This window comes from Hymenobacter sp. 15J16-1T3B (assembly GCF_020711235.1).
Taxonomy (GTDB): Bacteria; Bacteroidota; Bacteroidia; order Cytophagales; family Hymenobacteraceae; genus Solirubrum.
The window spans coordinates 1-19,538 of sequence record NZ_JAJFAV010000015.1 but is presented as its reverse complement, the minus strand read 5'-3'; the positions used below and the strand labels follow the sequence as shown (position 1 = coordinate 19,538).

18 protein-coding genes and 1 pseudogene are annotated in these 19,538 nt (G+C 67.1%); 10 read left to right on the top strand and 9 right to left on the bottom strand.

The genetic code is table 11. The features are described from left to right. Window positions 1-7 precede the first annotated feature (7 nt). The 4 genes from LJ737_RS21340 to LJ737_RS21325 all read right to left on the bottom strand — a co-directional run bounded on the left by LJ737_RS21340 (window position 8) and on the right by LJ737_RS21325 (window position 3,938). Window positions 8-244, bottom strand: a complete 237-nt coding sequence (locus tag LJ737_RS21340) for a hypothetical protein (protein ID WP_227768789.1) — start codon at window positions 242-244, stop codon at window positions 8-10. Between the two features lie 183 nt (window positions 245-427). After that, on the bottom strand, window positions 428-1,186 hold the full coding sequence (locus LJ737_RS21335) for a DoxX family protein (RefSeq protein WP_227768788.1): 759 nt from the start codon (window positions 1,184-1,186) through the stop codon (window positions 428-430). 134 nt (window positions 1,187-1,320) lie between these two features. Continuing rightward, window positions 1,321-3,030, bottom strand: a complete 1,710-nt coding sequence (locus tag LJ737_RS21330) for a hypothetical protein (protein WP_227768787.1) — start codon at window positions 3,028-3,030, stop codon at window positions 1,321-1,323. Window positions 3,031-3,092: 62 nt separating this feature from the next. Beyond that, window positions 3,093-3,938, bottom strand: a complete 846-nt coding sequence (locus LJ737_RS21325; protein ID WP_227768786.1) for a class I SAM-dependent methyltransferase — start codon at window positions 3,936-3,938, stop codon at window positions 3,093-3,095. Between the two features lie 594 nt (window positions 3,939-4,532). Here LJ737_RS21325 and LJ737_RS21320 point away from each other — a divergent pair. Continuing rightward, window positions 4,533-5,759, top strand: a complete 1,227-nt coding sequence (locus LJ737_RS21320) for an XdhC family protein (RefSeq protein ID WP_227768785.1) — start codon at window positions 4,533-4,535, stop codon at window positions 5,757-5,759. A 96-nt stretch (window positions 5,760-5,855) separates the two neighbouring features. Here LJ737_RS21320 and LJ737_RS21315 read toward each other — a convergent pair whose 3' ends face one another. Together LJ737_RS21315 and moaD are read right to left on the bottom strand one after the other, a co-directional pair. Then, complete coding sequence (locus tag LJ737_RS21315) at window positions 5,856-6,272, bottom strand: molybdenum cofactor biosynthesis protein MoaE (RefSeq protein WP_227768784.1); 417 nt, start codon at window positions 6,270-6,272, stop codon at window positions 5,856-5,858. 124 nt (window positions 6,273-6,396) lie between these two features. After that, a complete protein-coding gene (moaD, locus tag LJ737_RS21310) occupies window positions 6,397-6,639 on the bottom strand; it encodes a molybdopterin converting factor subunit 1 (RefSeq protein WP_227768783.1) in 243 nt (80 codons plus the stop codon). A 122-nt stretch (window positions 6,640-6,761) separates the two neighbouring features. Here moaD and moaA point away from each other — a divergent pair, with 122 nt between their 5' ends. From moaA to LJ737_RS21295, 3 genes are all read left to right on the top strand, one after another. Next, on the top strand, window positions 6,762-7,778 hold the full coding sequence (gene moaA / locus LJ737_RS21305) for a GTP 3',8-cyclase MoaA (protein ID WP_227768782.1): 1,017 nt from the start codon (window positions 6,762-6,764) through the stop codon (window positions 7,776-7,778). 66 nt (window positions 7,779-7,844) lie between these two features. After that, window positions 7,845-8,648 carry an alpha/beta hydrolase gene (locus LJ737_RS21300; protein ID WP_227768781.1) on the top strand — a complete coding sequence of 268 codons (804 nt, stop codon included), beginning with the start codon at window positions 7,845-7,847 and terminating at the stop codon, window positions 8,646-8,648. A gap of 71 nt (window positions 8,649-8,719) precedes the next feature. After that, entirely contained in the window at window positions 8,720-9,145 is a 426-nt protein-coding gene (locus LJ737_RS21295; RefSeq protein ID WP_227768780.1) for a hypothetical protein, read from the top strand. Between the two features lie 110 nt (window positions 9,146-9,255). Here the strand turns inward: LJ737_RS21295 and LJ737_RS21290 are convergent, their stop codons facing one another. Both LJ737_RS21290 and moeB read right to left on the bottom strand, forming a co-directional pair. Beyond that, complete coding sequence (locus tag LJ737_RS21290) at window positions 9,256-10,419, bottom strand: putative sulfate/molybdate transporter (protein WP_227768779.1); 1,164 nt, start codon at window positions 10,417-10,419, stop codon at window positions 9,256-9,258. A 207-nt stretch (window positions 10,420-10,626) separates the two neighbouring features. Beyond that, window positions 10,627-11,715: a molybdopterin-synthase adenylyltransferase MoeB gene (moeB, locus tag LJ737_RS21285; RefSeq protein WP_227768778.1), complete on the bottom strand. Its 1,089-nt coding sequence runs from the start codon at window positions 11,713-11,715 to the stop codon at window positions 10,627-10,629. Between the two features lie 334 nt (window positions 11,716-12,049). Here moeB and LJ737_RS21280 point away from each other — a divergent pair, with 334 nt between their 5' ends. The 5 genes from LJ737_RS21280 (at window position 12,050) to LJ737_RS21260 (ending at window position 17,717) form a co-directional block, all read left to right on the top strand. Then, entirely contained in the window at window positions 12,050-13,465 is a 1,416-nt protein-coding gene (locus tag LJ737_RS21280) for an L-lactate MFS transporter (RefSeq protein WP_227768777.1), read from the top strand. 35 nt (window positions 13,466-13,500) lie between these two features. Continuing rightward, window positions 13,501-13,644 carry an MFS transporter small subunit gene (locus LJ737_RS21275; RefSeq protein WP_227768776.1) on the top strand — a complete coding sequence of 48 codons (144 nt, stop codon included), beginning with the start codon at window positions 13,501-13,503 and terminating at the stop codon, window positions 13,642-13,644. A 95-nt stretch (window positions 13,645-13,739) separates the two neighbouring features. Then, window positions 13,740-14,603 carry a formate dehydrogenase accessory sulfurtransferase FdhD gene (gene fdhD, locus LJ737_RS21270; protein WP_227768775.1) on the top strand — a complete coding sequence of 288 codons (864 nt, stop codon included), beginning with the start codon at window positions 13,740-13,742 and terminating at the stop codon, window positions 14,601-14,603. A gap of 47 nt (window positions 14,604-14,650) precedes the next feature. Continuing rightward, window positions 14,651-14,992: a DUF7009 family protein gene (locus tag LJ737_RS21265; protein WP_227768774.1), complete on the top strand. Its 342-nt coding sequence runs from the start codon at window positions 14,651-14,653 to the stop codon at window positions 14,990-14,992. 163 nt (window positions 14,993-15,155) lie between these two features. Next, entirely contained in the window at window positions 15,156-17,717 is a 2,562-nt protein-coding gene (locus LJ737_RS21260; RefSeq protein WP_227768773.1) for an FdhF/YdeP family oxidoreductase, read from the top strand. Between the two features lie 179 nt (window positions 17,718-17,896). Here LJ737_RS21260 and LJ737_RS21255 read toward each other — a convergent pair whose 3' ends face one another. Then, window positions 17,897-18,139: a hypothetical protein gene (locus LJ737_RS21255; protein WP_227768772.1), complete on the bottom strand. Its 243-nt coding sequence runs from the start codon at window positions 18,137-18,139 to the stop codon at window positions 17,897-17,899. A gap of 476 nt (window positions 18,140-18,615) precedes the next feature. Between LJ737_RS21255 and LJ737_RS21250 the strand changes: the two are divergent. Beyond that, window positions 18,616-19,538 (top strand): annotated as a pseudogene (locus LJ737_RS21250) (MGH1-like glycoside hydrolase domain-containing protein); the annotation flags it as partial.

Below are 19,538 nucleotides of genomic sequence, written 5' to 3'. Positions count from 1 at the left end.
TTGCCCATCAGTCCCAAAGCCCGGTCGCGGCAAAAGCCAGCACCAAGCTCAGCCACAGCATCATGCCGTATGCCGCCAGACTGATAACGTTGGCCACTACTTTCTGCCAGCGGCCCTGGTAGCGCAGGTAGTCCAGCAGAAAGTACAGCAGGCCTCCGAAAGCCCCCGCTACCGGCACCGTGAGCAGCGGCAAAACGGTCCACAGACCAACTTTCAGATCGGTACCGCTGGCGAAAAACGTCATGAAGACGGCAGCCAACACAAAAGCAAGGGCGGCCCCCTGCGCTACGCGTTTGCCCACGGGGCTGGGGTGAAGGGTTGACGGAAGGTGGGGTTGAGCAGTCATGATTCTGGGGTTTGCGGTAAGGCTGATGCGCCGCATGCGCGGATTTCACGCAAGAAGGAACGGGGGGCTGCCGCGGGAAAACTAGCGGATAAGGGAGGCGCTGGCCGTAGGCGGGGGCGCCGCCGCGGGGTCGTCGGGGGCCCGGTGGTACTCGGCCAAGGCTTGGTCGAGGGGCCGGCCCTGGTCGTGAATGCACGCGCAGAAACGGCTGCCCGCCTGGGTGCGGGGGCTGCCCTTGAACTGCGCCCGGCAATCGGCCAGGGTGTTGAAGGGCTTCACGTCGAAGGAATGGATGCCCACCACGACCAGCGCGACGGCCGCCGCTGCCCCCGCGAAGAAGCTTACTGGGAAGCGGGTGCTGAGTGACGGCCCATCAGGCGGCATTAGCGGCGCGGGCGGCTGGGTGAAGGGTAGCAGGAACTTGAGCCGGTCGTAATACCAGCAGAGCAAAAACAGGTTGGCCAGCACCATCAGCGGCGAGGTGAGCAGCGAGCCGTCGAAGCGCATGGCCACCGACAGGACGCATATATTCAGAATGATGGGAAAGAAGAGCACCGCCCCGAGCGCCGCCGTGCCGGGGAGCAACAAAAGCAGGGCCGCCGTTAGCTGCAGCACGCCGATGAACGGGTAGTAAAAACCGGTGTGGTGCAGGGCCTCCAGGTAATGGCCCATCGGGTGGTTGTTGGACAGGGACGTAAACCGCTCCCCCGCCACCTTCACCAAGCCGGCCGGGATAAAGCCGGCGGCCAACGCCAGCCGGTTGCATACCGCGAAAGCGCGCAACCAGCGGTTTTGCCGGGCCCGGGCATGCAGGCGGTCCAGGACGAAAGCTAGGCGCATAACGGGCTGTGGTAGTGTGAGAAATACGGTGATGTGCAAATGTATAAAGTTCTTTGAAATTCAAAGTGAGGTTGCAGTGAAATAAGTTTCCCGCTGCGTTGGCGCGGGCATCGGCCGGGCGCTGGGCGCCAGATTTACGTGAGCAAGCTGTGTCGTTTGGCCAAAAACGCCCGCGCCGCCCCGACCTCCGGTCGGCCAGCCCCGGTCGCGTGGGCCACTTCCGTCAGGCGCTGGTAGTAGTCTTGCGCCTTGGCCAGGTCGCCGCTGCGCTCGGCCGCCACGGCCGCGCCGTAGAGGCCATTGAAGCGGTTGGGGTGCTGCTGCAGGTCGGCTTCGTAAGCCGCCAGGGCCGCGGCCGGGTCGTCGAGTTGCAGCAGCAGATCCGCCAGTTGCTCGCGGGCCGGCAGCACTTCGCCGGGCGTGACGGGGTGCTTGGCGGTCTGGTCTTCCAGGGCGGCGGCCTGCTCCAGGCGCTGCCGGGCTTCGGCCGGGCGGTGTTCGGCCAGCAGCAACCAGCCCTCGGCGGCGAGCAGCTGCACGTGCACCTGCTGGGCTTTGTAGGCGTCTTTTTCGGCCAGCAACGCGGCGCGCAGGGCGCGGAGCTGGCCGACCTCGCGCCGGGCGGAATCGGGCTGGCCGAGGCGGGCGTGGCCCAGGGCGCGGGCGAAGTGCGTAATAGCCCGCTGCCAGGGAAACCTCGCCCAGTCGAGGTTGGCGCGCTGGGGCCGCAGCCGGGCCGCGGCGGCCCACTGCTTGTTTTCCAGCGCGTAGCGGGCGGGCACGGCGGCAAAGGCGTAGGCCACCTTAAACGTCATCGGCGACACCTCCCGCATGGAAGCCAGGTAGCTTACCTGCTGCCGGGCGCGCCGGTTGTCGCCCTGCTGCAAATAGGAATAAGTGAGGTAGTCGACGGCGTGCAGCTCCTCGTCCCAGTGGCCCCGCAGCCCCGCGTTTTCGGCGTAGCAGCGGGCCGACGAAGCGGCAGCCAGGTTGGACGCAATGCATTCGTCCCACAAGCCCAGCCGGGTGAAAATGTGCGAGGGCATGTGCTGGGCGTGGGCCGACGACGGGGCCACCGACGCGTATTGCCGGGCGGCCGGCAGGGCCAGGGCGGCCAGCTCGGGGTAGTCGTAGGTGTGGATGAGGTAGTGCACGATGCCCGGGTGCCGGGGCATTTGCGGCTGCAACCCCTCCAGGATGGCCCCGGCCTTGCGCTGCTTGCGGAAGGACTTGTCGGCGGGGTCGGCGGCCGCGTCCAGGGCCAGGGCGTAGAAAATGGCCGCTTCCGGATCGGTGGGGAAGCGGGCCGCCACCTGGGCCATGGCCTGCTCAAACCGCTGGGTGCGGGTGCGGTGGTCGAGGTGCTGGTAGTCGCGGTAGAAGGCGGCCACGGCGCCGATGTAGGCCGCTTCCCGCGCCGACTGCTGCGGCTGGCGCTGGGCCAGCGCCACGGCCTGCGCGCCCTTGGCCAGCTCGGCCGGCGTGGGGGGCGCCCACAGCGGGTGGTAGGAGCACATGGCCACGCCCCAGTAGGCCATGGCGCAGTCGGGGGCGCGGTCGATGATGCGGGCAAACACCTTTTCCGCCTCGTCGTACTCGAAGGAGTGCAGCAGGGCTACGGCCAGGGCAAAATCGGCCTGAATGGTCTTGGAGCCGCTCACCTGAAAGTCGACGGTGCCGAACTGCTGATCGGCCGGGCCGCACATGGAAATAGGCCCGCGCAGCATGCTGAATGTGGTGGGCGGCTTGGCCGATTCCACCTTGCCTTTCTCGACGCAGGCCGGCAGCCGCAGCAACAGCAGGCCGCCGACGAGCAGCCAGGGGGGGAGGCGGAGAATGGTCATGGGCAAAGCGAAGAATTGCGACGAAATGTACCGCGGATTTGGCAGCCAACCCGCGGCGGGCGTTACTTCTCGCCGTAGGCCACCACCGTGCCGTAGGCCAGCGTTGCCGAGCCGTCGGTGCACTGCTCGTCGATGCGGGCGAAGACCTCCGCGCGAATTTGTTCCTGCGTGGCCGCGTCGGCCTGGCTCATGGCCGCCACCACCGGCGCGGCCACCTCGTTCATAAACTGCCAGTAGGCCTCTTTGCTGCCGCAGCGTAGCTGGCCGGTGAGCTGGGTGTCGCGCACGTGGCGGAAGCCGGCCTGCTCCAGCAAGCCGGTGAGGACGCCCGGGCTGCCGCAGCGAAACATGCCCGGCGCCCCGGCCGGAGGCGTGGGCAGCTGCAGGTGCCGGCTGATGGTGCTCATGATGGTCGTAATCCAGGCGTTCTGGGCGGGCACGCTCCACACCGATGCGGCCAGCCGGCCCCCGGGCTTGAGCACGCGGCGCATTTCCTGGGCGGCCAGCAGCAGGTCGGGGAAAAACATGAAGCCGAAGCGGCAGCTGACCGCGTTGAAGGTGTCGTCGGGGAAGGGCAGCGCGCACACGTCGCAGACCACCGTTTCGTAGTTATCGATGCCGCGGGCCGCGGCTTTGTCGCGCGCCACGGCTAGCATGTCTTCGGCCAGATCGGTCATGACGACTTTGCCGTCCTTGGCCAGCGAGGCAATGCTCAGGCCCGGCTCCCCGGTGCCGGCGGCCACGTCGAGCACCAGGTCGGTGGGCTTGATGTGCAAGGAGCGGATAATTTCTTCACCCATGGGCCGCAGCCAGTTCATGGTGAAGTCGTCCCACTTGCGCCACCCGCCGGAAAACTTGTTCCAGGTGGCTTTCTGCTGCTCGCGGATGGTTTCGAGTTCGGCGTTCATAGCGTTGGGAGTTGGTTGGGAAAGAGGGCGGAGACGAAAAGCGGCGGGGACGAGTAGTAAAGGCCAATGGATGGTCTAAGCGCGGATTTAGGGCTTAGATCTGCGCAGCCTTTCAGCAAGTAAACTGCTTGTGTAATTGACTATAGCCTAGATAATATAGGGTTTTTAAATGAGAGAAGAAAGCCCCACCGCGCTTCATGGATTAGCTCTAGGTTTTCCGGCGCGGCGGCGCGGATGGGCGCACTGAACCCGACCTGTAGCCCGCTGCTTGTGACATCAGGCAGAATTCTAGTCGCGTTGTTGAGTAGCGCATTCGGGGGTGCTTGCGCTGGTCTGGGGTTCTGCATGATGCCGCAGGCCGCGGTGCCGCAGCTTTCAGCCGCACAGCTGGTCGGGGGACTTGGCCTTCCGCCGGGCCGCTGACGCTAACCGCCGCCTACTGCTGCGGCAGCAACCACTTTTTGCGCTGCGCGGTTAATAATGCCAGGGACCTGCGCCCGAGTGGCCGGGCATTCCGCCGTTCCACCCGTCAAAACCAGCGGCGGCACCCGCGCGTACTGCCCACGGCCTCGTTGCCGCGCCACCTGCTTCCTCATGACCGAACTCCAACGCCTGCTCTTCGCCTACGATGACTACCGCGCTGCCGGCCGCGCCTGCGCCCTGGCCACGGTGGTGGAGGTGCAGGGCTCGGCCTACCGCCGCCCCGGCGCCCGCATGCTCGTCACCGACGACGGGCAGCTCACCGGCGCCATCAGCGGCGGCTGCCTCGAGGGCGACGCCAAGCAGCGCGCCCGGCAGGCCTTGGCGCGTCGGCAGCCCGCGCTGGTCACCTACGACACCTCCGACGAAGACGACCCGCGCCACGGCTTGGGACCCGGCTGCCAGGGCGTGGTGCGCATCCTGCTCGAGCCGTTGGATTTTCACGACCCCGACAACCCGCTGGAGCTGCTGCGCGGCTTTGCCCGCCACCCCGAGCCCGCCGTGCTGGCCACCGTCTTCCGCTGCGCCGCCGGCCAGGCCGTGGCCGCCCTGGGCCAGCGCCTGCTGCTGATGCCCCAGGGCGGGCAGGTGCGCGGCTCGGTTCTCGACAACCTGACCCTGACCGCTCAGATTCACCGCGACGCCACCCAGGCCCTGGCCCAGGACCAGTCGATGATCCGCGAGTACGCGGCCCCCGATGGCGGCACCGTGCGCGTGTTCTTGGAGGTGTTGCGCCCGCCCTTGCGCCTGGCGGTGTACGGCGCCGGCAACGACGCTCAGCCCTTGGTGCGGCTGGCCGCCTCGCTGGGCTGGCACGTCACGGTCGTCGACGGGCGGCCCCGCCAAGCCGCCTTGGAGCGCTTCGCCGACGCGGCCGCGGTGCAGGTGGTGCCGCTGGGCGAAGTGCCCGCGCTGCCGCTCAGCGCCGATTACGCCGTGCTGCTCACCCACAATTACGCTTACGACCTGGCCGTGCTCCAGCACCTGCTCGCCGCGCCAACGCCGTACATCGGCCTGCTGGGCCCGCGCCAGAAGGCCGCCCGCCTGCTCGAAGAGCTGACCGAAACGGTGCCCGACGCCGAAGCCCGCCTGCAGGGCCGCCTCTACAGCCCCATCGGGCTGAACCTCGGGGCCGAAACGCCGGAGGAAATAGCCTTGTCCATCGTGGCCGAAATTCAGGCCGTGCGCCAGGGCCGGGCCGGAGGCATGCTCACCCACTCCCAAGACCCCATTCACGCCCGCCCCACCGACGTGGCCGCGCCCGATTCGGCCGCGGTTGTGGCTGGCGGCAAGTCGCGCTACCGCCACGTGGTCGTAACAGAGCCCAGCTGCGGGGTGTAATTTCCGAGCCCGCACGGTGGACGCCGTCCGGAAAGCGTTGCTTCTGGCGTCCTTTCGCGTAGCTACTCCCGGGCGGGCGCCGGTAGGCGCAGGGGCTCAGGGGTGCGCCGCCACCCACACGGTGCCGTCCTCGTACTCCTCCTTTTTCCAGATGGGCACGACCTCTTTCAGCGTGTCGATGATGTACTGGCAGGCGGCAAACGACTCGGCGCGGTGCGGGGTCGACACGGCCACCACCACGGCCACGTCGCCGATTTCCAAAGTGCCTTTGCGGTGCACCACGGCTACCTGCTGCAGCATGGGCCACTTCGCTACGGCCTGTTCGGCCACCTTGCGCAGCTGGTGCACGGCCATTTGGTCGTAGGCCTCGTAGTGCAGGCGCACCACGCGGCGGCCGGTGCTGCGGTTGCGGATGGTGCCGATGAAGGAGTTGACCGCCCCGGCGCCGTCGGCCTGCACGGCCTGGAGCACGGCGGCCACGTCGATGGGCCGGTCGGTGAGTTCGATGAGCATTGGAGTAGATGAAAAACGGAGAATTAACAATTAAAAATGAGGGGGCGACATCAGCCCTGGCTCCGCAAACGGTGCGAAACAGGCCAATTGTTAATGCTCCATTTTTTAATCAGTAATTCAAGCCCTAGCCGCCGCTGACGGGCGGAATCAGCGCAATTTCGTCGCGCTCCTGCAGCTCGGTTTCGGGTTGGGCGTACTCGTTGTTGACGGCCACGGCGAGGCTGCGCAGCTGGCCCAGGGCGGGGAAAGACTGGTGCAGCTCGGCCAGTAGCTGCTGCACCGACTGGCCTGCGGGCACGGTCAGCTCCAGCGCGGGGCGGCCGACGATGTCGCGGGTGATGCCGAAGAGGGCAATGGTTAACTTCATGGGGCCTTAACCGGAAAAGCAACGGGTTGGGTTGCGAAATTTGCCGAAATCGAACACAATTGCCGCCGCGCCGTTGTTGGGAGCACGCGGCCGTCGTCCCGGCGGCGCCCTTTTTCGCTGACATGATTGATACCGTTCCGTCTGCTTTGTTCGACAGCCACGGCCGGCCGCTGGAGTACCTGCGCCTGGCCGTGACGGACCGCTGCAACCTGCGCTGCTTTTACTGCATGCCCGCCGAGGGCATCGAGTACGTGCCCAAACAGCAGCTGCTCAGCTACGAGGAGATGGAGCGGCTGGTGGGCATCATGGCCGGCCTGGGCGTGCGCAAGGTGCGCCTGACGGGCGGGGAGCCGTTCGTGCGCCGCGAGCTGGTGCCCTTCATGGAGCGCCTGAGCCTGATTCCCGGCATCACCGAGCTGACGCTGACCACCAACGGCGTGCTGACCGCCCCGCACGTGCCCGCCCTGGCCCGCTTGGGCGTGCGCGCCGTCAACCTCAGCCTCGACACGCTCGACCGCGCCCGGTTCGAGCGCATCACCCGCCGCGACGAGCTGCTCCGGGTGCTCGACACGCTCTACGGCCTGCTGGCGGCCGGCATCCGCGTCAAAATCAACGCCGTGGTAATGGACGGGCAGAACACCGAGGACCTGGTGCCCCTGGCCGCATTGACGCGCACGCTGCCGGTGGACGTGCGCTTTATCGAGGAAATGCCCTTCAACGGCGGCTCGCACGAGGCCACGCCCGCCACGCTGCCCTGGCACCACCGCCGCATCCGGGAGCACCTGGAGCAGCACTTCGGCGCGCTTCGGCCCGAGCCCGCCCGCCCCGGCGACACGGCCTCGCACTACACCGTGGCGGGCCACGCGGGCCGGCTGGGCATCATTGCGGCGTATTCGCGCACGTTCTGCGGCAGCTGCAACCGCATCCGCCTCACGGCCGAGGGCGCGGTCAAAACCTGCCTCTACGACCAGGGCGGGCTGGATTTGCGGGCCCTGCTGCGCGGCGGGGCCGCCGACGAGGAGGTGCGTGCGGCCCTGCGCCAAGCCTTTTACCACCGCGCTGCCAACGGCTTCGAGGCCGAGCAGCGCCGCCCCCTGCACCAGCTCAGCTTCGAGTCGATGTCGACGATTGGGGGGTAACGCCGCGTGGCGGTGGCCCCTGATGCGTAGCTTGCCGGGCCGGCTGATTGCCTGCCGGCGTCGCGCATGAAATTCCTGCTCATCCTGCTCGGCCTGGGGCTGAGCCTATACGTGCTCCTGTGCCTGCTGCTCTACTTTCAGCAGGAGCGCCTGCTGTTCTTCCCCGACCGGCTGCCGGCCGATTACCGCTTCCGCTTTCCGGGGCGCTGGGAAGAGCGGTGGACCACGGCCCCCGACGGCACGCGCCTGCACGGCCTGTTGTTTCACACTCCCCAGCGCCGCCGGGGCGTGGTATTTTACCTGCACGGCAACGGCGGCGCCCTCGACAGCTGGGGCGAGGTGGCGGCGCTTTACACCGACCTGGGCTACGACGTGTTCCTGCTCGATTACCGCGGCTACGGCAAGAGCGAGGGCCGCCTCAGCAGCGAACCGCAGCTGCTCACCGACGTGGAAGCGGCCTACCAGCAGCTCCTGACCACCTACGCCGCCGACAGCACCGTGGTGCTCGGCTACTCGCTCGGCACCGGCCCCGCGGCCTGGCTGGCGGCCCGGCACCGGCCGCGCCTGCTCATCCTGCAAGCGCCGTATTACAGCATGCAGGACATGGCCCGCAGCCATTACCCCTGGGTGCCGGGCTTTCTGGTGCGCTACCCGCTGCGGACCTACGAGGTGCTGCCCCGCGTGCAGGCGCCGGTTGTGCTCTTCCACGGCGACCAAGACGAGGTCATTTACCCAGGCTCGTCGCGGCGGCTGCGGGCCCTGCTCAAGCCCACCGACCGGCTAATCGAGCTGCCAGGCGCGGGGCACAACGGCATGACCGATAATGCGCGCTACCAGCAGGTGCTGGGCGAGCTGCTGGCCGGGCAATAGCCGAGGTCCGGGGCCGTTGAAAACGAAAAAATCCGCATTTTGCGGAAGCGTCACCTTTCTGTCCGTTTGCCATGCCCATTCCAACCGTCCATGAGTTTGCGGCCGCGCTCCACGCAGCGGCCGCCGAAGCCGCCCCCGCGGAGCTTGCCGTGTTGAGCAATCCGCTGCTGACGGCCTTTGAGGAAGTCAAATCGTTTCGTCCGCTGAGCGTGCGGCCGGTGAAGGCGCCCTGGGAGGGCACCGCCCTGGCCTTCGAAGCCTCCTGGCCCGATACGCACGCGCTGGTGGTGGCCGCCCGGGTGTCGCCGGAACACGGCACCGCCGCCCAGCTGATGCTGCGCCGCGCCGGCCAGACGATTTACGCCGTCAACTCCACCCCCGAGCAGCTAGCTACCGACGTGGCCCAGTGCCTGGGGCGCCACATCCGCTACCACGCCGCGGCGCCCACGGCCGCCCCGGCCCCTAGCGCCGACACCAGCCCGGCCCAGCCGGTTTAAGCCTGTGCGCCTGTATTTGCCTGCCCACCGCCGCGGCCCCCGAGCCGCGGCGGTGGGCAGTTGCGCGTTGCGGACACCCGTTTAGGTCAGTGCGGCACGAAGAAAAGCCGCTATTTGCCCAAGCCCACCCAGCCGCGCTGCATGGCGTAGTACACCGCCGTGCCCACTGTCAGGCCCACCAGGTAGCCGTAGGGCAGGCCCCAGCACAGCAGGCCCACCAGCACCACGACCAGCAGGCTGGCGCGGGAGTCGGCCACGTCGCGCAGCAAGACGGCCAGAGTTAGGGCTTCGAAGAGCAGCAGCACGCCCAACACCGGCAGCGGGAATATTTGCACGACTTGCTGAAAGCCCTGGCTGAAAAACAGCCCCAGCACCAGAAACAGTCCGCCGTAGAGCAGCACCGAGCCGCCCGTGCGCGCCCCGAAGGCGTAGTGCCCGGCCAGTCCGCCCGAGCCGTGGCACACCGGAAAACCGCCCAGCAGCGGGTTCACCAAGTTCATCAGGGCGTAGGTAAAGCTGATCTGGCGCACGGTGATGCGGCGCTCCGGGAAATGGTCGTGCAGCACCTGCCGGGTAGCCAGGATGGAATTGCCGAGCGAGAGGGGAATCTGCGGCAGGGCCAGCAGCACGGCGCCGGCCAGCACGTCGGGCCAGGCGGGCACGCGCGGGGCGGGCAGGTGCAGGCCGAGGGCGCGCTGGGCGGTGGCCAGGTCCAGCTTGAATGTCAGGCCGTAGGCCACGCCCAAGGCAATGACCAGCAGGGCCGCGGGCACGCGGCGGTTGCCGAGCAGGACCACCGTAATCAGAAACGCCGCGGCCGCCAAGGCGTAGCCGCCTAGCCCATCGGCGGGCACATACTCTTTCAGGGCCAAAGTCGAGAGCTGCAGGGCCAGCCCCAGCTGAATGCCGCGCACCACCGGCTTGGGCACCAGGCGCGCCAGCGCATCGATGAGGCCGGTTACCGTCAGCAGCAGCATGCTCACGCCAATGGCCAGCCCGCCGCCGAAAATGAGCCGGCCGGGCAGCTTCTGGGCAATGACCAGCGCAGCAAAGGCTTTGAGCGGCTGCACCGGCATGGGTAGCCCGTACCACAGCCCCGAAAACACCTGCATCAGCCCGAACATGATGAGTACCCCGGCCGCGTCGACGTCGGAGGCGGCGATGATGCCGATGAGCAGGGGCAGGTCGGTGCCCAGGTCGCCGAAGGCGCCGGCCAGCTCGTTGCGGTCGAAGCGGAGGCGGGGGCGCACGGGCGGGGAAGCAGTTTCGGGCATGAAGCAGGAGGGGTGGCGGCGGGTTTGCGCGCAACGCGGGCATTTCCGGCGCCTGAAAATAACGCAGGCTTTTGGCCCGCGAGGAACAGGTGAGCCGCCCAGGCATACGGCCGGGGGCGCCACGTAGGTTGGTGCCCCCGGCTGATTTCGGGCAGCGGTTCCGCTACGCAGCAGCCCGACGCGCCCGAAATCAGCTGGGTGGCGGGCTCAGGCTTCGGCCCAGGCCAGGATGCCGCCTTCGAGGTTGTGCAGGTTGGTAAAGCCGAATTCGGCCTGCAGCTGCTGAATGGCGCGGGCGCTGCGGGCTCCGGAGCGGCAGTACACCACCACCGGCTGCTCGCGCGGCACGGCGGCTACCCCCGCGGCCAGCTGGCCCAGCGGCAGCAGCAGGGCGCCGGGCAGGTGCTGGGCTGCAAACTCGTGCGGTTCGCGCACATCAAGCAAAAAGGGCGGGGCAGGGGACTGCAGCCGCGCCCGCAGCTCGGCGGCCGTGATGCCGGCGGGCGGGGCGGCGCAGCCGGGGTCTTGGTAGTCGGCAGGGTTGGCGGTGGCCGTTGTGATTAGGCTGCGCTCGGGGTGACGAGCGAAGCGCAGGGTGCGCGTCTGCATGGTCAGCGCGTCGAGCACCCACAGGCGGCCGCTGAGCACTTCTCCCAGATCGAGCACCACTTTCAGCGCTTCCGACGCCTGCACCGTGCCGATGAGGCCGGGCAGCACCCCCAGCACGCCGGTCGTATCGCAGTTGGGGGCTTCGGCGGGGCCGGGCGGCTCCGGAAACAGGCAGCGGTAGGAGGGCCCCCCGCGGTAGTTGAACACCGACACCTGCCCCTCGAACTTGTAGATGGCGCCCGACACCAGCGGCTTGCCGAGCAGCACGCAGGTGTCGTTGAGCAGGTAGCGGGTAGGAAAGTTGTCGGTGGCGTCGACGACGAGGTCGTAGGCCGCCACCAGCGACTGGGCATTGGCTGGCGTGACGCGCAGGGCGTGCACCTCGGGGTGCACCAGCGGGTTGAGGCGCTGCACCTCGCGGGCGGCGGTGGCCGCTTTGGGCTGGCCGAGGTCGGCGGGGCCGTAGAGGATCTGGCGCTGCAGGTTGCTGAGTTCCACTTGGTCGGCGTCGGCAATGCCGAGGGTGCCCACGCCGGCGGCGGCCAGGTACTGCAGCACCGGGCAGCCCAGGCCGCCCGCGCCCACCACCAGCACCCGGGCCGCGCGCAGCTTCAACTGACCTGCTTCGCCGATTTCGGGCAGTTGGAGGTGGCGGCGGTAGCGGTGGCGTTCGTCGGGAGTAAGCACGGCGGAAAAGCTGGTGAAAGGCCTGCGACCAAGGCGCGGCGGGCTGCCTCTCAAACTCCTAGGCGCCCGGAAAGGTTGGGCGCGCCTTGGCGGAACAATGGCACAGTAGTAACCAACGAGTAACCTAATGCTAATAGCTGTGCTCGTGATAAGATATTGAATATCAGGGCAAAATGCGTTGCTTATTAAATTCATTCATCCAGCCTTCATCGGTCTGCCTGGCTAATCAGCAGCTACGGCAAACAGCAGGCAACGCGGCGGGCGGCGGTGCGTACCCAAGAACAAATCCTGGGCGCGGCAGCGCGTCCTTCTCCCACAACCGCCACCATTTTTCATGGCCGAAACTTCCCTGCTGGACCGCAGCCGCACCGTGGCGGAACCTAGTTTCAACCGCTGGCTGATTCCGCCCGCCGCCCTGGCCATTCACCTGGCTATCGGGCAGGCCTACGCCTTTAGCGTGTTCAAGAATCCGCTGATGTCGCTGCTCAGCCACGACGTGGACCACCCCGCGCCCGGCGACTGGACGGCGGGGCAGGTCGGTTGGATTTTCTCCATTGCCATCGTGCTGCTGGGCTTATCGGCGGCGGTGTTTGGCACCTGGCTGGAGCGGGTGGGGCCGCGCAAGGCCATGCTGACTTCGGCCCTGTGCTTCGCGGGCGGCTTTTTTCTCGGCTCCTGGGGCGTGCACCTGCACTCCTTGCCGCTGCTCTACTTCGGCTACGGCGTGGTGGGCGGCATCGGGCTGGGCATCGGCTACATCTCGCCGGTGAGCACGCTCATCAAGTGGTTTCCGGACCGGCCGGGCGTGGCCACCGGCATGGCCATCATGGGCTTCGGCGGCGGCGCCATGATTGCCTCCCCGCTGTCCCTGGCGCTGATGAGCCATTTCAAAACGCCCACCGACCACGGCGTGGCGGCCACGTTCATTGCTCTGGGCGTCATTTACCTGCTGTTTATGCAGCTGGGCGTGTGGACCATCCGGGTGCCGGCCGAGGGCTGGAAACCGGCCGGCTACGTGCCCGCCGCCAACCACCACGAGATGATAACCACCGGCAACGTGCTGGCCAGCCAGGCCATCCGCACGCCGCAGTTCTGGCTGCTGTGGGTGGTGCTGTGCATGAACGTGACGGCCGGCATCGGCATCCTGGAAACGGCCTCGCCCATGATTCAGGAAATCTTCTCCGACCAGGTGCTGGGCGCGGGCCGCGGCATCACGGCCGCGGCGGCGGGCGGCTTCGTGGGGCTGCTGAGCTTGTTCAACCTGCTGGGGCGCTTTTTCTGGTCGTCGGCCTCCGACAAAATCGGGCGCAAGCGCATCTACCTGCTTTATTTCGGGTTGGGCATCGTGCTATACGCCCTGCTGCCCACACTCGGGCGCCACGCCTCGCTGACCTTGTTCGTGGTGGCCTGCTGCGTCATTCTGAGCATGTACGGCGGGGGCTTCGCCACCATGCCGGCCTTTCTGAGCGACCTGTTCGGCAAAAAGGAGGTAGGCGCCATCCACGGCCGGGTGCTCACAGCCTGGAGCACGGCCGGGGTGCTGGGCCCGCTGCTGGTCAACTACCTGCACGAAAGCGCCAAGGCCAAGCACCTGGAAGGCGCCGCGGCCTTCCAGAACGTGTTTTACACCATGGCCGGGCTGCTGGTGGTCGGCTTCCTGGCCGATGCGCTCATCCGGGCCGTCAACGACCGGTACTTCGTGCACGAGACGGTGTCGCGGGCTGAAGCCGAGGCGGCCCCGGCCCACTAGCCGCACTTGCTGATCTGCTAACCCGACCCAACGATATGGAACCGCAACCCGCTGCCCCGGCGCCCGCTGCCGAACCGAGCTCCAACCTGAAAGTCGCCCTGGCCTGGCTCTACGTGGGCGTGCCGCTGCTCTGGGGCATCACGCAGACATTCATCAAGGCCCTGGCCCTGTTTAAGTAAGCCGCCACGAGGGCGGCCGCGTGAACAATTAGCCGCGTTGGCAGCTATTCACTGATGCCGGCTCGTTTGCCGAAGCCTTTTTTTCTCATACCCGCATGCCCGCTCCCGTTTTTCTGCCGCCGACCAGCTACGAATACGCCCGCGTGCAGCGCGTGGTGGGAGAGGCCCGCACCGCGGCCGACGACGTGCTGGCCGCCGAGGAGCCGCTGGAAATCCGCTTGGGCTACGGCCCGAGCGGGCAGCGGGCGCACCGCACCCTGGCCGTGACCATGCGCACGCCCGGCCACGACGAAGAGCTGGCCGCCGGCTTTCTGCTCACCGAGGGCCTGATCCGACGGCGCGAAGAGCTGCTGGGCGTGCGCCCCTGCCCCGACGTGCAAAAGCCCGAGGAGCAGGGCAACGTGGTGCGCGCCGAGCTGGCCGCCGACCTGCCGCTGGACCTGCCCCGCCTGGAGCGCCACTTCTACACCAGCAGCAGCTGCGGCGTGTGCGGCAAAACCAGCATCGAGGCCGTGCACGCCGCTGCTTGCCCCGTATTGCCCGCCGAGGGCCCGCTGATTCCGGCCGCCGTGATTCACGAGCTGCCCGAGCGGCAGCGGGAGGCGCAGGCCGTGTTCGAGCAGACCGGTGGCTTGCACGCCGCCGCGCTGTTTTCGCCCGCGGGGGAGCTGCTGCTGCTGCGCGAAGACGTGGGCCGGCACAACGCCCTCGACAAGCTCATCGGCGCCGCCCTGCTCGACGGGCAGCTGCCCCTGCACCGGCACGTGCTGCTGGTGAGCGGCCGGGCCTCTTTCGAGCTGGTGCAGAAGGCGGCCGTGGCCGGCATCGGCGTGCTGGCCGCCGTGGGCGCGCCCAGCTCCCTGGCCGTGCAGGCCGCCCAGGATTTCGGCATGACGCTGCTGGGCTTCGTGCGCCAGCAGCGCTACAACATCTACTCGCACCCCTGGCGCATCGTATGACCCGCCGGGCCGCGCTACCTTGGCGCGCCGTTTGGCCTTCCCCGCCCATGAAACTCCGCATCGAAGACAACACCCTGCGCCTGCGCCTCTCCGAGGAGGAAGTGGCGCAGTTTGCCCAGGCCGGCCGCGTGGCCGCCGTGGTGCCGCTGGCCCCCGGCCCCGACGGCCAGCTCACCTACGCTTTGCAGCGCACCGACGACGACTCCACCGCCGCCGCGCAGGCCCTGCGCGTAGCGTACACGCCCGGCGCCCTTTCCGTGCTGGTGCCCGCCGGCCTGGCCCAAGACTGGCTGCAGCCCGCCGAAATCAGCCTGGCCGGCACCGTCGACATGACGGACGGGCAGGAGCTGCGTATACTGGTCGAGAAAGACCTGGGCTGCCGGCACTAGGCAGGCCGTGATAGGTGATAAGTGGCCGGTAACACGTCTGCTGACTCACCTAGCCGGCCACCGACCCAGCTGTCCACTTCTGCCATTTATTCCCATCCACCGATACCAAAGCCTCCCGCAGTCGTCAGGCTCCCCGCGGAGAGAGGCCGAGGAGGTTCCCGCCATGGAAAAGTCGCCCGCCCAAGACCCCAGCCAATCCGGCAAAACCAACGAGCAGCACGCCGCCGGCAACGTGCCCCGCAGCGGCGAGCGGCCCAGCCAGGGTGCCGCGCCCACCAACGACCACTACGACGCGGGCGGCAAGCCCGACGCCGACAAGCGCCCCATGCAAGCCCCCGACACGCTCGGGGCCAAGCACAAATACCCCGTGCTGGCCCAGCCGCCCGAAGACTTCACCGGCCTCACGCTCACCAAGCCCAGCAAAGTGGCCGCGGGCCTGACGGCCGTCATCAAGAGCATGGAGTTCAGCTGGGGCGAAGCCGGCCTGGGCCGCGGCACCCAGGCCCTGCTCAAGCTCAACCAGATGGACGGCTTCGACTGCTCGAGCTGCGCCTGGCCCGACCCCGACACCCACCGCTCGGTGGCCGAATTCTGCGAGAACGGGGCCAAGTCGACGGCTTCGGATGCCGACCACCGTACCATCGGGCCGGACTTCTTCGCCCAGCACAGCGTGGCCGACCTCTCGCGCTTCACCGACCGCGACCTGAACAACGCCGGCCGCATCACCCACCCGCTGGTGCTGCGCCCCGGCGCCACGCACTACGCGCCCATCGAATGGGAAGAAGCCTTCCGGCTGATCGGGGAGAAGCTCAACGGGCTGAAGTCGCCCGACGAGGCGGCGTTCTACACCTCGGGCAAGGTGCCCAACGAGCCGGCCTACGCCTACCAGCTGTTCGTGCGCGAGTTCGGCACCAACAACCTGCCCGACTGCTCCAACATGTGCCACGAGTCCAGCGGCTCGGCCCTGACCAACACCGTGGGCCTGGGCAAGGGCTCGGTGACGCTCAACGACATCTACGAGGCGGAGGTCATCCTTATCATGGGGCAGAACCCGGGCACCAACCACCCGCGCATGCTCACGGCCCTGCAGAAAGCCAAGCGCAACGGGGCCCAGATCATCAGCATCAACCCGCTAATGGAAGCCGGGCTGAACCACTTCCGCAACCCCCAGGACTTCATGAACCCGCTGCGGGCCCTGGGCGCCCTGCTCGGCGACGGCACGCAAATCACCGACCTCTGGCTGCAGGTGAAGGTGAACGGCGACATGGCCGTGCTGCGCGGCATCATGAAGTACCTGCTGGAGGCCGAGGAGCGCAACCCCGGCCAAGTCATCGACCACGACTTCATCCGCGAGTACGGGGCCCATTATGAGGAGTTTCTGACCGAGCTGCACAACACCAGCTGGGAGGACATCGAGCAGATGAGCGGGGTGCCGCGGGCCCAATTGCTGGAAGCGGCCAACATCATCGGGCCGAAAAAGAAGATTATCACCTGCTGGGCCATGGGCCTCACCCAGCAGAAAAACGCCGTGTACAGCATCGGCGAAATCGTGAACCTGCACCTGATGAAGGGTGCCATCGGCATTCCGGGCGCGGGCCTCTGCCCGGTGCGTGGGCACTCGAACGTGCAGGGCGACCGAAGCATGGGCATCTGGGAGCGGCCGAGCAAGGTGTTTCTCGACGCGCTGGAAAACGAGTTTGACTTCCAGCCCCCGCGGGAGCACGGCCTCGACTCGGTGGAAACCGCCAAGGCCATGCACGACGGGCGCGTGAAGGTGTTCGTGAGCATGGGCGGCAACTTTCTCTCGGCCATGAGCGACACCGAGTTCATTGCCGAAGCCATGCGCAAGCAGGAGCTGACGGTGTTCGTGGCGCCCAAGCTCAACCGCGGCCACCTCGTCACGGGCGACACCTCGCTGCTGCTACCCTGCCTGGTGCGCGCCGAAATCGATACCCAGCGCAACGGCAAGCAGTTCGTAACCTGCGAAAACTCCATGGGCGTAGTCGAGGCCTCGCACGGGGTGTTGCAGCCCATCGAAGGGCAGATACTGAGCGAAACGGCCATCGTGTGCGGCATGGCCATTGCCACCCTGGGCGAGCGGACCACCACCGACTGGGTGGCCATGATGGAGAATTACGACGTCATCCGCGACCATATTGCCCGCACCATTCAGGGCTTCGAGGACTTTAACCAGAAGGTGCGGCGGCCCGGCGGCTTCTATTTGCCCAACGGCCCGCGGGAACGGAAATTCACCACCGACAACGGCCGGGCCAACTTCACCGTCACCGAGTTCAAAAAGCACGAGCTGCTACCGGATCAGCTGGTGCTCTTCAGCATCCGCTCGCACGACCAGTTCAACACCATTATCTACGACTACAACGACCGGTACCGCGGCGTGTTCGGCGAGCGGCGCGTCATCTTCCTGCACCCCGACGACATGCAGGCCCGGGGCATTCAGCCGCGGCAGCTGGTGAACATTACCAGTCATTTCGAGGGGCAGCAGCGCCACGCCGAGCGGTTCGTGGCCATTCCTTACGACCTGCCCCGCGGCAACTGCGCCGCCTACTACCCCGAAATGAACGTGCTGGTGCCCGTGGCCAGCGTGGCCGACGTGAGCAACACGCCCACCTCCAAGTTTGTGGTGGTGACGGTGGTGCCCTTGCCCGAACTCCTGCCCGAAGGCGAAACCAAGGCCCAGCCCCTGCGTGCGGCTGTCAGCCGGTAAACTTAAGCTGAGCCTGAAAAGCCCGCGGGCAGCATAAGGAGCAGCTTAAATGCTTCTCCTGGCCCCTTTCCCTTTTCGAAGAGGGAAGTGAGGCGCAACGCTAGTACTAGTCTGCCAGGATATAAAAAAAGCCCGTTTGCAGCTTGCAAACGGGCTTTTTGGTTGAATCAGGTAGGCCGCTAGTTCTGTCGTTCGGCCAGGTTGCGCAGCTGCTCCACTACTTCGGCCGGGCCGCGGTACACGAGGCGGCCGTTCTGCAGGTCGCCGGTGTACACTTCCATTTCCGGGGCGGCGGCGCAGAGGAACACCCGCAGGGATTCGCGGGCGCCAGGGCGCACGAAAGTGATGCCCGGTTTGGCGTCGGGGCCATCGGGCCAGGAAATCTGGTAAAAGCCGGTGGCGACGAGGTAGTTATCAAGCATAGGGTGGGGGAAATGTTTGGAGCCACAAGCATATTCCGTCCCTGTATAGTTCCAACCCGGATAAATAGTAAAACACTTATTTTAGACTGCGGTAACTACGGAGCCGGCGGGGGCGCTTGCCGCTGGCCCCGCCCCGCACAGCCCCGCCCGCTCCGCGGGCTTAGGAGCTGCGACTAAGGCGGTTGGCCGACGCCAGCCAGCGTGTAACCGGGCAGCTGGCTCGGTTTTGGTGGCCCGACCGCCGGGCCCGGCTAGGCGCTTAGCAAACGTTTGCGCACCGATGCGGCTGATTCAAAACCACTTAGCGGGTTAACAATCTGCGCGGTAGCTTACGTACAAGCCCAAAAAACCTGCGCGAGTGGCACCCGAACTGATGGAACCGAGCATGCGCCTTCCCGCTACTTCTTCGCCCTTGCGCCCTCTCTCAACTCTTACGCTTCGGCCCCGGCTCCGGCCCGGGCTTCGCCATACCATTCATGACGCAAGAACAACTACGCTTAGCCGCCGCCAAATCAGGCGACGCGGCCTGGCTGCAATTCGGGCCTTACCTGACGGAACGCCAGTGGGGCACCGTGCGGGAAGACTACTCCGCCCACGGCAACGCCTGGGACTTCGTGTCGCACAACATGGCCCGCAGCTACGCCTACCGCTGGGGCGAAGAAGGCATCGGCGGTATTTCGGACGACCAGCAGCTGCTGTGCTTCGGCCTGGGGCTGTGGAACGGGGCTGATCCGTTTCTGAAGGAGCGCCTGTTTGGCCTCACCAACGGGCAGGGCAACCACGGCGAGGACGTGAAGGAGTGCTACTACTACCTCGACAGCACGCCCACGCACTCCTACATGAAGATGCTCTACAAGTACCCGCAGCGGGCGTTTCCGTACCGGCAGCTGCTGCAGGAAAATGCCCGCCGCGGGCGCGACGAACCCGAATACGAGCTGCTCGACACCGGCATCTTCGACCAGGGGCGTTACTTCGACGTGTTCCTGGAATACGCCAAGGCCGGCCCCGATGACCTGCTCATCACCGTGACGGTGCACAACCGCGGCCGCAAAACCGCCCGCCTCGACGTGCTGCCGCAGCTCTGGTTCCGCAACACCTGGAGCTGGGGCTACGACAGCTACCGCCCCGAGCTGCAGGCCGCCGGGCCGGGCGAAATCCGGGCCGAGCACCGCGACCTGGGACGCTACCACTTCTACTGCGAGCAGCCGGGCGAGCTGCTGTTCTGCGACAACGACACCAACGGCACCGTGCTCTACGAGCTGGAAGCCGGCCCCGAGGAGTACTTCAAAGACGGCATCAACGACTACGTGGTGCAGGGGCGCCGCCGGGCCGTGAACCCCGCCCGCCGCGGCACCAAGGCCGCCGCCCGCTACCACCTCAAGCTGGCCGGGGGCGCCTC

Coding starts and splice junctions, on each gene's coding strand:
- LJ737_RS21340 (WP_227768789.1), bottom strand. CDS start 244: ATGACGTTTTTCGCCAGCGGTACCGATCTGAAAGTTGGTCTGTGGACC.
- LJ737_RS21335 (WP_227768788.1), bottom strand. CDS start 1,186: ATGCGCCTAGCTTTCGTCCTGGACCGCCTGCATGCCCGGGCCCGGCAA.
- LJ737_RS21330 (WP_227768787.1), bottom strand. CDS start 3,030: ATGACCATTCTCCGCCTCCCCCCCTGGCTGCTCGTCGGCGGCCTGCTG.
- LJ737_RS21325 (WP_227768786.1), bottom strand. CDS start 3,938: ATGAACGCCGAACTCGAAACCATCCGCGAGCAGCAGAAAGCCACCTGG.
- LJ737_RS21320 (WP_227768785.1), top strand. CDS start 4,533: ATGACCGAACTCCAACGCCTGCTCTTCGCCTACGATGACTACCGCGCT.
- LJ737_RS21315 (WP_227768784.1), bottom strand. CDS start 6,272: ATGCTCATCGAACTCACCGACCGGCCCATCGACGTGGCCGCCGTGCTC.
- moaD (WP_227768783.1), bottom strand. CDS start 6,639: ATGAAGTTAACCATTGCCCTCTTCGGCATCACCCGCGACATCGTCGGC.
- moaA (WP_227768782.1), top strand. CDS start 6,762: ATGATTGATACCGTTCCGTCTGCTTTGTTCGACAGCCACGGCCGGCCG.
- LJ737_RS21300 (WP_227768781.1), top strand. CDS start 7,845: ATGAAATTCCTGCTCATCCTGCTCGGCCTGGGGCTGAGCCTATACGTG.
- LJ737_RS21295 (WP_227768780.1), top strand. CDS start 8,720: ATGCCCATTCCAACCGTCCATGAGTTTGCGGCCGCGCTCCACGCAGCG.
- LJ737_RS21290 (WP_227768779.1), bottom strand. CDS start 10,419: ATGCCCGAAACTGCTTCCCCGCCCGTGCGCCCCCGCCTCCGCTTCGAC.
- LJ737_RS21280 (WP_227768777.1), top strand. CDS start 12,050: ATGGCCGAAACTTCCCTGCTGGACCGCAGCCGCACCGTGGCGGAACCT.
- LJ737_RS21275 (WP_227768776.1), top strand. CDS start 13,501: ATGGAACCGCAACCCGCTGCCCCGGCGCCCGCTGCCGAACCGAGCTCC.
- fdhD (WP_227768775.1), top strand. CDS start 13,740: ATGCCCGCTCCCGTTTTTCTGCCGCCGACCAGCTACGAATACGCCCGC.
- LJ737_RS21265 (WP_227768774.1), top strand. CDS start 14,651: ATGAAACTCCGCATCGAAGACAACACCCTGCGCCTGCGCCTCTCCGAG.
- LJ737_RS21260 (WP_227768773.1), top strand. CDS start 15,156: ATGGAAAAGTCGCCCGCCCAAGACCCCAGCCAATCCGGCAAAACCAAC.
- LJ737_RS21255 (WP_227768772.1), bottom strand. CDS start 18,139: ATGCTTGATAACTACCTCGTCGCCACCGGCTTTTACCAGATTTCCTGG.